The 13,017-nt window shown below is 46.7% G+C and carries 8 protein-coding genes; 7 read left to right on the forward strand and 1 reads right to left on the reverse strand.

Annotated features, from left to right (window positions below):
- Window positions 1-208: 208 nt before the first annotated feature.
- From QMA13_RS08920 to QMA13_RS08945, 6 genes are all read left to right on the forward strand, one after another.
- On the forward strand, window positions 209-3,304 hold the full coding sequence (locus QMA13_RS08920; RefSeq protein ID WP_282940986.1) for an efflux RND transporter permease subunit: 3,096 nt from the start codon (window positions 209-211) through the stop codon (window positions 3,302-3,304).
- Window positions 3,305-3,318: 14 nt separating this feature from the next.
- Window positions 3,319-4,635, forward strand: coding sequence for an efflux RND transporter periplasmic adaptor subunit (locus tag QMA13_RS08925; protein WP_282940988.1), 1,317 nt, complete (start codon window positions 3,319-3,321; stop codon window positions 4,633-4,635).
- Window positions 4,636-4,662: 27 nt separating this feature from the next.
- Entirely contained in the window at window positions 4,663-6,486 is a 1,824-nt protein-coding gene (locus tag QMA13_RS08930; RefSeq protein ID WP_282940990.1) for a hypothetical protein, read from the forward strand.
- Window positions 6,487-6,636: 150 nt separating this feature from the next.
- Window positions 6,637-8,166 carry a spore germination protein gene (locus tag QMA13_RS08935; protein WP_282943348.1) on the forward strand — a complete coding sequence of 510 codons (1,530 nt, stop codon included), beginning with the start codon at window positions 6,637-6,639 and terminating at the stop codon, window positions 8,164-8,166.
- Between the two features lie 65 nt (window positions 8,167-8,231).
- Window positions 8,232-9,422 carry a Ger(x)C family spore germination protein gene (locus tag QMA13_RS08940; RefSeq protein WP_282940992.1) on the forward strand — a complete coding sequence of 397 codons (1,191 nt, stop codon included), beginning with the start codon at window positions 8,232-8,234 and terminating at the stop codon, window positions 9,420-9,422.
- Window positions 9,419-9,646 (forward strand): DUF5367 family protein, encoded by a 228-nt coding sequence (locus QMA13_RS08945; protein WP_282940994.1) that lies wholly within the window; start codon window positions 9,419-9,421, stop codon window positions 9,644-9,646. The genes QMA13_RS08940 and QMA13_RS08945 overlap by 4 nt, the downstream gene beginning before the upstream one ends.
- A 56-nt stretch (window positions 9,647-9,702) precedes the next feature.
- Here the strand turns inward: QMA13_RS08945 and QMA13_RS08950 are convergent, their stop codons facing one another.
- Window positions 9,703-11,640 (reverse strand): ABC transporter ATP-binding protein, encoded by a 1,938-nt coding sequence (locus QMA13_RS08950; protein WP_282940996.1) that lies wholly within the window; start codon window positions 11,638-11,640, stop codon window positions 9,703-9,705.
- A 254-nt stretch (window positions 11,641-11,894) separates the two neighbouring features.
- Here QMA13_RS08950 and QMA13_RS08955 point away from each other — a divergent pair, with 254 nt between their 5' ends.
- Window positions 11,895-13,016, forward strand: a complete 1,122-nt coding sequence (locus tag QMA13_RS08955; RefSeq protein WP_282940997.1) for an ABC transporter ATP-binding protein — start codon at window positions 11,895-11,897, stop codon at window positions 13,014-13,016.
- The last annotated feature ends 1 nt before the right edge of the window (window position 13,017 follow it).

A 13,017-nucleotide genomic window follows, 5' to 3' on the forward strand; every position in this document is an offset into this window, starting at 1 on the left:
TTGGCGCTACAAGTCGGAGGGGGGTATTCCCTGGAGGAACGAGAGTGTCCGCCTTTGTTATCGGGAAATCACCGCTAAAAAGCGAGTAAATTGATAATTTCCTGATAACAACAGTGGCCGGAAGGGGATACCCCACCGGAGTACTACAAAACTCAGTCGATGCTTACGATGCAAGCTTTGCTACGCAAAGCTCTTAGGAGGGAACCAAATGAACAAACTGACCAGCTTCTCCATGAAAAATGTAGCTGCGGTGTTCATCATTATAGCTATATTGATGGGCGGAGGCTTGTACTCAGCATCTACATTAAAAGTGGAGAACATGCCGGATGTATCGTTTCCGGTAGTATTAATTTCAACGACCTATCAAGGTCCCCCAAAGGACGTGATGGAGGAGGTCACGAAGCCCATAGAGGATAAGGTGGCCAATATTGAGGATATTGATTCGTTATCATCCACTTCAAGCGATAACGTATCCACCATCATCGTCCAGTTTAAGCAAAATGTAGACACGGACAAAAAGAAGCAGGATTTAGAAAGTCTGGTCCAGGAAGTGAAGCTGCCTGCGACGGCGGATAGACCTAAAGTATCTACCTTCGGGTTTGCTTCGATTCCAGCCTATTACTTAGCGATCTATGCCGACAATGGCATGAGTCAGACTGAGCTGGATCAGCTTTATGAGGATAAAATCAAGCCTGGCTTTGAATCTATGCCTGGGATTGACCATTTGGACTCCGTTGGTTCGAGAGAAACGACTATGGATATTCAGCTGGATGCCGATGCTTTGAACAGCTATGGATTGACGCCTGCGCAAGTTACGGGATCGCTTCGCAGCGCTTTGTCCAATGGCCCGATCGGTTCCGTTGAGTTTGATGGGAATACGAAGATGGCGCGTGTAACCGGCGATCTCGATAGCCTGTACAACTTGGAACAAATGGAACTGACTACAGGCAGCGGAAGCACGATTACGTTGAAGGAAATAGCTAAAATCAAGGCGGTAACGGACTCTACCTTTAATGCTCGTCTTGATGGTAAACCGGCAATAGGTGTTCACCTTTACAAAACGAAGGGTGCTAATGCAGTTGATTTTTCCAACGATACGGACAAGCTGATCGAGCAATGGCAGCAATCCATGCCAGAAGTCACGTTCAAATCAGTTTATAACAGCGCGGATGAAGTAAAAGAATCCGTAACCGGAATGTTGAAGGAAGGCATCTCCGGGGCGCTGCTTGCATCTCTTATGATTTTATTATTTTTGCGCAATGTACGAATGACACTGATTGTTCTAGTATCGATCCCATTATCGATATTGATCACGCTGCTTATGATGTCCCAGCTTAACATTTCGCTTAACATTATGACCCTGGGAGGCATGTTCATAGCGGTAGGACGTGTTGTCGACGATAGTATTGTCGTCATCGAGAATATTTACGCAGCTTTGCAAAAAGCGCAGGAACGCAACGAATCGGTCATTAAGCTTGCTACGAAGCAAGTATCCATGGCTATTACATCGTCTACCTTGGCAACAGTAGGGGTATTTGCTCCAATTGGGATGGTGAGCGGTATTGCCGGCGAATTCTTCAGACCGTTTGCGATTACGCTAGCTTGTGCCCTTCTAGCATCCCTTCTGGTTGCCTTAACGGTCATCCCGATGATGGCCAAGCTATTGGTGCTTCGCGGTGGAAAAATCAAACATCATGATGAGAACCAACGTGGACCGGTTCAAGCTTTTTATGAAAAAGTGCTGAAATGGAGTCTTACCCACCGTATTAAAACGCTTGTGATTTCCGGCATTTTGCTGGTCGTCACGTTGGCGACAGTAGTGCCTAATTTGGCGGTTAGCTTTATGCCGAACAGTCAGTCCGAACGTCAAATGTATTTTCAAATCAAACTGCCTTATGAGACTTCCTTTGAAAGCAACGACCAGCAGACGAAGCAGATCGAGGCGATGCTGCGAGACGCCAAGGATAACTCTGGCGAACCGCTCTTCACCTATGTAGAATCCCTGGTTGGCTATGGAGGTAAAACCGATCAGGTTGCCTATGAATCCGAAGTGTACACCGAGGTTAATGAAAAAGCCGATCCGGACAAAGTGAAGGATCAGTATAAAACGTTAATCTTGAACGAGCTGCCAAACGGATCGGAGGTAACGCCTAAGACCTTGGCAGGCGGAGGTGGGGGTGTCTCATCCACCGACTTCTCCTATGCACTGAAAGGCGACGATCAAAAGCAGCTTGAAGAAGCTGCCGCCATAGTAAAAGAGAAAATGAAGGAGTTTCCTGAGCTAACCGAAGTAGAGGATAGCTTGAGTGATTCGAAGACAGAAGTCGAAATCAATGTCGATCAGCAGAAAGCTCGTCTATTTGGCCTGAGTGCATCGACGATACGCGATTCGGCTCGAAGCTGGATTCAAAAAGATCAGCTGGGCGATCTTCATTTTGACAATCTGCTGTACAAAACAACGGTAGAGGTGGCCAAGGATGATAAAAATTCTCTTGAAAAAATCGGAAGAATTCCTTTAAAAGCTTCCAACGGAAATACCGTCTATTTGAATGAAGTCGCTAAAATCACTGAAAAGCAATCACCGGCTTCACTACAGCGTGATAGCCGCGTGCAGGTCGTAACGATTACCGCCAAAATTAATGATGTGAACAAATCCGGCGTGAGCAATAAGGTTTCTGCCGCGCTGAACGCAACGGAGCTTCCTGACGGTGTATCACGTGAGGTCAAAGGGGTTACAGCCGATATCCAGGAAAGCTTCTCTCAATTGTTCGTAGCAATGGGGGCTGCCATCTGTATTGTCTATCTGGTTATGGTACTGGCCTTCGGAAACGCGGGTGCGCCATTTGCCATCCTGTTCTCCCTTCCTTTTGCCGCTATTGGAGGATTAATAGCTCTATTGTTAACGGGAGAGTCGTTGAATATTACATCCTTGATCGGCTTTATGATGCTTATCGGTATCGTAGTCACCAATGCGATTGTGCTCATAGACCGGGCGCAGCAGTTAAGACATGAAGGCTATACGGTTCGTCACGCTTTGGTAGAGGCAGGGATGGTGCGCTTAAGACCGATAATAATGACCGCAGGTGCGACGATTGTTGCCCTGGTGCCATTGGCGCTTGGCTTGACCAAAGGAACCTTGATATCCAAAGGCTTAGCTGTCGTGGTAATTGGAGGTCTGACAACTTCAACGATATTGACATTGGTTGTCGTGCCGGTAGTATACGAACTGATTGAAGCTATTAAAAATAAAGTCGGACAATGGTTCCACCGTAAACAAAAACCGAATCAAACTATAGAAATGTAAGGGGAGAGGATAGGATGAATCAGCGGAAAAGGAAAAGTCAGTACCGGCAGTTGACGATGACAGCAGGTACTCTCCTTGTCGTCGCGGCTTTGGCTGCAGGCTGCGCATCACCTAAGACGACGGATCCCATAGCGTCAGCCCAATCGGATACTAAATCCGTCAAGGTGGCAGCTGTTGGCAAGCAAAGCATGGGGGATCCCAAGGAGCAGGTAGCCGATGTCGTTGCAGCTTCTCAAGTGGATGTTAGCCCCAAGGTTGACGGACAGGTGCTGCAAGTGTTGAAAAAACGAGGCGATGTGGTTCAGCAAGGAGAGGTGATTTTTAAGATAGATACAAAGGATGCCGTACTTCAACAGCAAAAAAGCGAGGTGGCTCTGAAAAGTGCGGAGGATGCTCTGCAAAAAACTTCAGAGGATTTGAACAACAGCAAAACCGAGCTTAAAAACTCGATTGTGAAGGCGCAGCAGCAGTTGGATAATGTGACGAAGGATTACAATAAAATGCATAACGATTTTGATGCCGGCCTTGTTACGAAGCGTCAGCTAGAGCAGAGCGAATTGCAGGTGAACAACGCGCAGTTGGATCTACAGAACCAGCAAAACAAGCTGGATGCGATGAATAAGACGAATGGATTAGCTAGCGCGCAGTCACAAGTGGATTCGGCAAGAATCGGTGTTCAAGACATTAATAATACGATGGAGAACTATGAAGTGAAGTCTCCTATCAACGGAGTGTTGACGGATTTGAGCATAGAAGTTGGGCAAACCTTAGCCCGCGGCAGCAAGGCCGGCCAAGTACAGCAAATCGATCCTATTAAAATAAAAGCGGAGTTAAGTGAATCTGCTGCACAGCTTGCGAGAGGCAAGCAGGAGCTGAGCTTCTATAGTGCAGATAATCCAACCCGAATTCTAAAGGGCCGCGTTACTTATTTGGCGGATGTTATGAACTCGCAGACCAAGTCTTTTCCATTGGAATTGGAAGTAGCTAATGCGGACGCATATCTCAAGCCGGGCACCCGAGTTCAGGTTCAGCTGACCAGTCAGGAAGAGCAGCAGGTGGTTGCAGTTCCGAGCCTGAGCATTGTACGAGAGGGAAGCAATGCTTTCGTATTTTTGCTCAAAGGGGAGCAGGCGGTTAAGACCCCTGTGAAGCTTGGGCGGATTAACGATACGTACCAGGAAGTGTTGGAAGGTGTAAAGGTCGGCGATGAATTGATTGTTTCCGGACAGCATCAGCTCAAAGACGGTCAGAAGGTGACTGCCGTAAAAGAACAGACAAAAGATATGAAAAAGGATACGGCGCAGGAACCGGCAAAAACAACAACTCCTTAAGGAGTTTTAGAGGAGGTTTTTCTAATAATGAAGACAAATTGGAAATCGGCTATGGCAGCCGCTGTGCTGTCGATATCGATTGTAGCTACAGCGATTCCAGTGATGGCCAACGATGCGGTGCCGGGTGCTTCGATAAGCACCCTCTCTTATGCTTTGAATGATTCGCTAGCCGCATCTGTAAAGCGTGTTGCCGTCAATCGAACGACGGGTGGCTTGCAAATTGGCGCAGTAGTCGGATTGACGAATAACGGGAATAGTATGATACGTGTACCCGATTATGAAATTCGCGTGAAGACGAAGGAAGGAGTCGAATACAAGCTCCAGCCTAGCGCAGCCAACATGAAATCGATTATGGCAAAGGAAAGCACGGAGCTATCCTACATGGTAACCGTGGACCGTCCTGATGATATAGAAATCACCGACCTCTCCTTTGTTGATGTAGATGAATATACCTATCCTAAGACGGAAAAGGTGTTGCTGTCGGTCCCTGTAGCTTTGAATGTCTGGTATGGAACGAAGGGGCAGTTGACAGATCCTTATGCTAATATGGCCTGGGGACAGCCGTTTCAAATTCCGGGTTCAAGCTCTCCGATTCGTTACACACCGGTAGAATTGACCAAGCAAAACGATGCGAACGGCTTCTCCTATTTAGTTACGATGATGGCTGAAAATCCGGGTACAGGTAATGAGACCGTCTCGAATTTCCGTATGGATGGCAAGACGCCGGATAAGCTATATGCCGGAAAAAAAGTCGAGCAAGAGCCAGTTACTCTAGCACCCGGTGAAAAGAAATATGTGCATTACGTCGTAACGTCGGATAAGGACATCAATCTGATTGGCTTGATGCTGATGACCACAGAGGGATTCGTTCCTGTGGGCGGACAAGCTGCACAAGGCACGGGCACTAGCGGTGCGGGCGCTGGAACAGGCACAGGAGCGAATGCAGGTGCAGGCGCGGGTGCAGTAACAAGTTCTGCGACAGGGTCCGGATTTGATGTAGGACGTCTCGTTATTGCAGCACCGACTCCAGCGGAGATGAATACCGCAGCCAACTATACGATGGGCACTCCCATTGCATTCGATCCGTTGAATCATCTTGTTGATGCCAAAACAGAAGTATCCTTGGTCGAGCTGCATTTGCATGACAATGACGGAGAAGGCTTCAAATCGGTTGTCGCTAAATTCAAGGTTTCGAATAAAAGTGATATGACGGTAGCCTTCCCTGCCTTCCAAGCGCAGCTTGTCGGAGGAGATGGAGCAAGCTATGCAGGGACTAGACAATCAGCAACGGCTGCTGAGATCATGCCGAATTTGGGCTATGTGGTCAGCTATTCCTTTATGATCCCTGCCTCCGAAAACGGGGACAACCTGATTATGAAGCTGCAGGATAACCAAACGGCGGCGCCATATAGCAGTACAATAGCGAATTTCAGCGCTCCGGTACAGAAAGAAGCGGACGATGCTGTTATGTCCCTATATCCGTTTAATGTGAAGCTCGATGATTGGACGATAGCGGCATATACGAATCCTGGAGCCAACGGTCTAGGCCAGACATATTCTTATAATCTGAAGCTGTGGCTGACGATCGATCATCTGGAAGATGTAGTTGTCGATAAGAACTTCTCCAAAATGAAGTTCGAAGTCGTAGATAGTGCTGGTCGTATCCTTGGATCACAAACGGCTCCACTGACAGGAGAAAATAAACTGATCAGTGGCGAACAAACCATTCAATTAAGCAATATTAAAACAGACCAATTCAGTTACCCGCTTACCGTTAATATTTACGAATCCATTGATACGCCTAACGGAGAAGCAACTCGATTGGTTAAAACGTTGACGCAGACGCCATAATATCATTCATACAAGACCATTGGACAATGTTCAATGGTCTTTTTTTTGGGGGAAGAAAGCAAGGTTAAAAAAGGGCAACTTAGGCGAAAATGGATAAAAAACAACGAAAGAGGATACTCAGTGGACCTGTTTAAATTGTTGTCCAGGAAAATGCTCAAATCAAGTAGAAGCAGACAGCAGACGGACGAGCAGCCGAATCAGGAGCAGCGTCCTATTTCGCCGGATTTAACCGTTAATATTGATGTGGTTACTTCTTTGTACGAGGAATGCTCGGACCTTATATTTCATCCGTTCAAAATAGGTGGAGAGACCGATGCTTGGATCGCTTACATAGACGATCTGTCGGATACAGAACTGATCGACCAGCAGGTTATGACCCCTTTAATGGAGCCGATGCCTTCCGGTTTGACGAGAATGGAATTGAAGCATCGAATTCGTGTATCGGATTCCCAAGAGGTTAGCACCTACGATGAAGTAGTGGATCAAATCTCCAAGGGGAATCCGGTCTTGTTTATTGATCAAATGAACTGTGGCATTTCGTTAGGCGTATCTAAATGGGAGAAACGCTCTATCGAGGAGCCGATTGCGGAGTCGGTTGTAAGAGGTCCCCGTCTTGGTTTTACGGAAACGTTGGGTGTTAATACTTCTATGCTTCGAAGAAGCATACGTAGCCCTGCGCTCAAAATGAAATCTCTTACTATTGGGCGCTACACAAGGACTGAAGTAGTAGTAACCTATATTAAAGGAATCGCCGATCCCGATTTGATTAATGAAGTATGCGAACGATTGCAGCGAATTGATATCGATGGAATATTGGATAGTGCTTATATTGAAGAGTTGATCACGGATAATCCGTATACGCCTTTTCCTACCCTGCTCTCAACCGAACGGCCGGATGTGGTCAGCGCCAACTTGCTGGAGGGAAGAGCGGGCATTATTGTTGACGGTTCTCCATTTGTACTGTTGGCTCCCGTCACCATGTTTTCCATGATTCAATCACCGGAAGATTATTATCAAAATTACTGGGCAGGATCGCTCATTCGATGGCTTCGTTATTTCTTTTTTTTAGTGGCCCTTACGATTCCATCCGCTTATGTTGCCATTCTGACATACCATCAAGAGATGATTCCAACCACGCTCCTGCTCAGCGTTGCCAAATCGCGCGAGGAAATTCCTTTTCCCGCGCTTGTTGAAGCGCTGCTGATGGAAGTTACCTTTGAGGCGCTGCGCGAAGCGGGACTGCGTTTACCTAAGCAGGTCGGTGCCGCGGTAAGTATCGTAGGAGCTTTAGTTATCGGCCAGGCGGCCATATCTGCCGGGCTTGTTTCCTCCCCTATGGTTATGGTCGTTGCTTTTACTGGGGTCGCTTCCTTCACGTTCCCCCGTTATACGCTGGGGGTTACGGTCAGGCTTTTGCGGTTTCCGCTCATGTTTCTCGCTGGTTTTCTTGGTCTGCTCGGCTTAATGCTCGGCATTATTATGATTGTCATTCATTTGTGCTCGCTGCGTTCCTTCGGTGTTCCATACTTGTCATCTTTAGCCCCTATGAAAAACAGAGCGCTTAAAGACGTATTGTTTAGAACTCCGCTTTGGGCTCGAGAGACGCGGCCGCATCTTAATGAGTTTTATAATGAGCGACGGCAGTCGCCGGATTTGAAACCAAAGCCTCCCAAGTCCTAAGGCAATTCAGATTGGTATATCAGATGAGAAAGGGCAGGATACCATTGGGCATTCTTCTTCGCTGTATGACATCAATAAGCATTTGTCTTATGGTCCTGCTGCTAGCTGGCTGCTGGGACAGGGTAGAGGTAAACGATTTAACACTCATTATGGCGGCAGGTTTGGATAAGAAGGATGATAAATTATCGCTTTCCATTGAAGTCTTTGTGCCTCAGCCTTCAGGCGGCGGTGGAGGAGGGGGAGAATCTGGGAATTCAGGTAAAGGTACGAGCAGTGCAACCGCCCAGACGTTAGTCAGGTCGGCAGAAGGGGTTACACTTGCCGATGCTATTTCCAAGCTGCAGGAGGAGTTTCCTCGCCGTATTTTTTGGGGACATTGCGAGATATTCATCTTTGGAGAGAAGCTGGCTAGAGAAGGAATGAGGGAGAACATTGACTTTATCATGAGGGAGTCCGGTCCCCGGGAGAGAGCAGATGTATTCGTCAGTAAAGGTGAGGCCAAAGATATTCTGAAATTGATACCTCCGATAGAAAGAAGCTCGGCGGAAGTACTGCGTGAGATGGCTAAGCTGCAAACGGGAATGAAGGTTACGGTAAAGGATTTTGCAGAAATGCTCAACGGAGAAGCACGCGCGGCGGCATTGCCCTGGGTTGAAGTCCTGCCACCCGAACAATACCAGCAGCCCAATCAAACGGTAGGCTTTATAAACGGTACGGCTATTATAAAGGGAGATAAAATGGTTGGGCGGCTGAATGACAAGCTGACTCGAGGTCTTCTTTGGTTAAGAAATGAGGTCGAATCGTCCATCGTGACGATAGAACCGAAGGAGTCCAAGGGGCATGTATCCATGAAGCTGCTCCGTAGCGATACCAATCTAGTTCCTCATATTGATGGAGATAAATGGAGCGTAACGGTAAAGATCAATACGGAGGACGATGTCATTCAAAATACGACGCAGTTGGACCTGAGCAATCCCAAGTTGACCAAAAAACTGGAGAAAGAGCTTGCAGAGGATATCGAACAGAGGATTAAGGCCGCTCTGGTACGACCACAAAAACAGCTGAATGCAGACATTTTTAACTTTGCCGATGCGTTTCGCCGTAAATATCCGAAGGAATGGCACGAGGTCAAGGACCGATGGGACGAAGTTTTTCCAACGGTAGAAGTTAACATACAAGCATCTGCCAAAATACTTCGTACCGGAATGGCGACAGTTAAATCGACTCGTCAGAAAAATGAGGTGGAGAAAAAATGAGATGGGGAACGATTCTCGTAGCTACGGTCTTTGTAGTGCTAATGGTTTTATATGAATGGCCAAAAATGAAGCAGCACACGAAGAAGGAGAAGACGGTTTTTATCGTTATAACGGCGATGGGATGGATACTGGCTGTCTTGCTCGTCATATTCCCGAACATGAAGGGGCCGACTCAATGGGTGGATGCATTGTATAAGCCACTCGGAGCGCTGCTTGAACAATAATATTTGCAAGTGAAAGAAGGGGCCTTTTATAGGCCCCTTCTTATCTATTTCATGGACTATGTTCCGAAGCTGAGATTTTTCATCTCTTCCGGCCGCATCGCTTTCAATTGCTTTTGATACAGATCTCGATAAAGTCCACCTTGCTGCAGCAGATCTTGGTGTGTACCATGCTCTACAATCTCCCCTTGGTCGAAGACGAGAATTTGATCGGCCCGTACGACGGTAGCCAATCGATGGGCAATAATGAAGGTCGTTCGATCCTTCATTAAAAGCTCTAATGCTTCGGTTACGAGCGCCTCGGATTCCGCATCCAGAGCGGAGGTTGCTTCATCCAGAATTAGAATGCGCGGATTTTTGAGCAGCGCCCGCGCAATAGCAATGCGCTGCTTTTGTCCCCCTGACAAACGAACGCCCCGTTCGCCGACGACCGTATCATAGCCCAGTTCCATATCGCTGATAAAACCGTGAGCATTTGCCGCTCGAGCCGCTTGGATAACCTGTTTCTTGTCTGCTTTCGGGTTGCCGTAGGCAATGTTATCGAAGATAGTGCCTGAGAACAGCATATTGTCCTGCAGCACGATGGCAATTTGCTTGCGCACATCGTATACGTCATAATCCCTCAGATCGACACCGTCCAAATAGACGCTGCCCTCATCGGGATCGTAGAAGCGTGGAATAAGGTTAATCAAAGTAGATTTCCCCGCACCGCTTGGTCCAACAAGTGCGACAACATCGCCTGGACGAACCTTAAAGCTAATGTTTTTCAATGCAATACGCTTTTCCGTTACCATAGGTGGCGGGTCGAGTTTAGTTTTTGGTGGAATAATATAAAATTTTTTGGCGGGCTCAGCCATTTCTACCAAGTCCGGATCAAATGTCTTGCCGGGTTCTTTCTTCACCTCAGGACGTTCGGAAACGTAGGTGAAGGAAACTTTGTTGAACACGATGCCGCCCTTGCAATGCTTAAGAGGTACTGGATTTTCCTTGACCGTAATTTCTGGTTCAATATCGAATACCTCAAAAATTCGTTCAATATTGCTCATTGAGTTTTGAATCGTTACATTGGCTTCGGCAAAACGTTGGATTGGCCCGTATAGCTGGCTCAAATAAGCTTGGAATGCGATAAGCGAGCCGATGGACAATTGTCCTTTTAACACCAGCAAGCCTCCGGTAAACCAAATAATAATTCCGCCTGTTTGGGTAAACGTTTGGCTTAGTCTACCTAAAGAATTGCCCAAGAGCTGAGCTTTGTTGGAGTGGGATATATGATTTTTGGCCTGCTTTTCAAATCGCTCCATTTCTGCTTGTTCCTGATTAAACGATTGAACGACCTTCATGCCCGATATTTTCTCGACAAGCACTCCGTTGATGCGCTCCATTTGTCTATGGACAGAACGCCAAGATAGCCGGATACGCACGTTAAGATTGGTGAAGGTCAAGTAATAGAGCGGCAAAAGCCACAACGACAATAAGGCAAGCTGCCAATGAAGATTGAAGAGCAGGAATCCGGCAAAAAGGACGAGAAACATATCGATAACTAAATTAATAACACCGCCGTTAACAAGATTTTGCGCTCCATTGACATCGTTCATAATTCTCGAGACGATGCTGCCGACCTGCCTGTTATCGTAAAAGCGCTGCGACAGCTTTTGCATATGCTCATAGAGCTGATGGCGAATATCATAGACCATCCGGTTTCCAAGCCGGAATGTAATCGTATTGCGTAAAAAATTGATCCATATGCCAAACGCGTAGACGATAGCCAAGAAGCTGACTGCATTCCATAAATTCCAGTAGCCTTCTTTCTTGGGTAGCACGTCGTCGATTAGTATTTTGGTCATCCAGGGGCCAATTAGCGGCACAGCGAATTGAAAAATACCCAATATCAATATGAGCAAAAGGGTCAATCGGTAGGGCTTCAAGAAAGTTAAGTACCTATGAACAAGCTTCTTTTTATCTGTTGTCTGATCCGGGTTCTGAGCGGATGCATTCATGCAATTCCTCCCTGCGATTGTCGTAAATTTCCAACAAGTTAGACATTAACATAGTAGCGCATAAATAAAAATGAATGATTCCTTCAATAAACATGGACTATTTTGCTTCATTGCAAAGCTCTTTCTTCTATTAATAATGGGGGCGCCAGGAGGTAAATAGTTACTACCTCAACCAATTATTCACACCATCTTCACACGGAATTCATTACAATAGTTTCTAAGATTAAGTAAATTTGTACGTGGAGGCGGGAAATATGGCGAGAATTCTTATCAATCATCTCTATAAACGATACGGCAAGGACAAACAACCGGTCGTAAAGGATTTCCATTTGGAAATCAAGGATAAAGAGTTTCTGGTCTTTGTAGGACCATCCGGCTGTGGGAAATCAACGACACTAAGGATGATTGCCGGTTTGGAGGATATTTCCGAAGGCGAAATCTACATTGGCGATACATTAGTTAACGATTTGCCTCCGAAGGATCGGGACATTGCAATGGTGTTCCAGAACTATGCGTTGTATCCGAATATGAGCGTTTATGAAAACATCGCTTTCGGTCTTCGTCTTCGCAAGCTGCCTAAGCATGAAATCGATTTGGCTGTAAAACGTGCCGCTCGTGTACTCGAAATCGAGCAGTATTTGAACCGCAAGCCAAGAAACCTGTCCGGGGGCCAAAGACAAAGGGTTGCTCTGGGGCGCGCGATCGTGCGTAATCCTCAAGTATTCTTAATGGATGAGCCGCTCTCCAACTTGGATGCGAAGCTTCGTGTACAGATGAGAACTGAAATTATTAAGCTTCACAAGACACTTGGTGTAACGATGATTTACGTAACGCATGATCAGATTGAAGCGATGACAATGGGAGATCGTATCGTTGTAATGAAAGCTGGAATCATCCAGCAGGTCGATACGCCTGAGGTTATATATACGAATCCTGCCAATACTTTCGTTGCCAGCTTTATCGGCTCACCTCCAATGAACTTTATTGACGGCCGTATTACAGAGAATGCCCAAGGTAAACTCGAGTTTCACACCCAACGCTTCTCATTGGCTATTCCGGAAGGCAAAGCCCATTCCCTAATCAAGAACAAACAGGTCAATAAAGTGGTTACGTTGGGAGTCAGACCGGAGAACATCAGTCTTGAAGAAATGGTATTTCAAGCGTATCCGAATGCGATCATTCCGGGGATTCACAAGCTGAGTGAATTGATGGGTGCGGACAGGTTCCTCCATTTGGATATCGGACAAGAACGTATGTTGACGGTAAGGGTAAACCCGCGCTATCACTACGATGAGGAAGATAAAGTTCAGGTTGCCGTCGACATGTCGAAAGCATTGTTCTTCTTCAGTGAAACCGGCGAACGGATTATGGATTAAT

The sequence above is a fragment of the Paenibacillus sp. RC67 genome, assembly GCF_030020805.1.
GTDB lineage: Bacteria > Bacillota > Bacilli > Paenibacillales > NBRC-103111 > Paenibacillus_S.

Bases quoted from the DNA above. Each gene is read 5' to 3' on its own strand.
- QMA13_RS08930 (WP_282940990.1), top strand. From the start codon at position 4,663: ATGAAGACAAATTGGAAATCGGCTATGGCAGCCGCTGTGCTGTCGATA.
- QMA13_RS08950 (WP_282940996.1), bottom strand. From the start codon at position 11,640: ATGAATGCATCCGCTCAGAACCCGGATCAGACAACAGATAAAAAGAAG.
- QMA13_RS08955 (WP_282940997.1), top strand. From the start codon at position 11,895: ATGGCGAGAATTCTTATCAATCATCTCTATAAACGATACGGCAAGGAC.
- QMA13_RS08920 (WP_282940986.1), top strand. From the start codon at position 209: ATGAACAAACTGACCAGCTTCTCCATGAAAAATGTAGCTGCGGTGTTC.
- QMA13_RS08945 (WP_282940994.1), top strand. From the start codon at position 9,419: ATGAGATGGGGAACGATTCTCGTAGCTACGGTCTTTGTAGTGCTAATG.
- QMA13_RS08935 (WP_282943348.1), top strand. From the start codon at position 6,637: ATGCTCAAATCAAGTAGAAGCAGACAGCAGACGGACGAGCAGCCGAAT.
- QMA13_RS08940 (WP_282940992.1), top strand. From the start codon at position 8,232: ATGACATCAATAAGCATTTGTCTTATGGTCCTGCTGCTAGCTGGCTGC.
- QMA13_RS08925 (WP_282940988.1), top strand. From the start codon at position 3,319: ATGAATCAGCGGAAAAGGAAAAGTCAGTACCGGCAGTTGACGATGACA.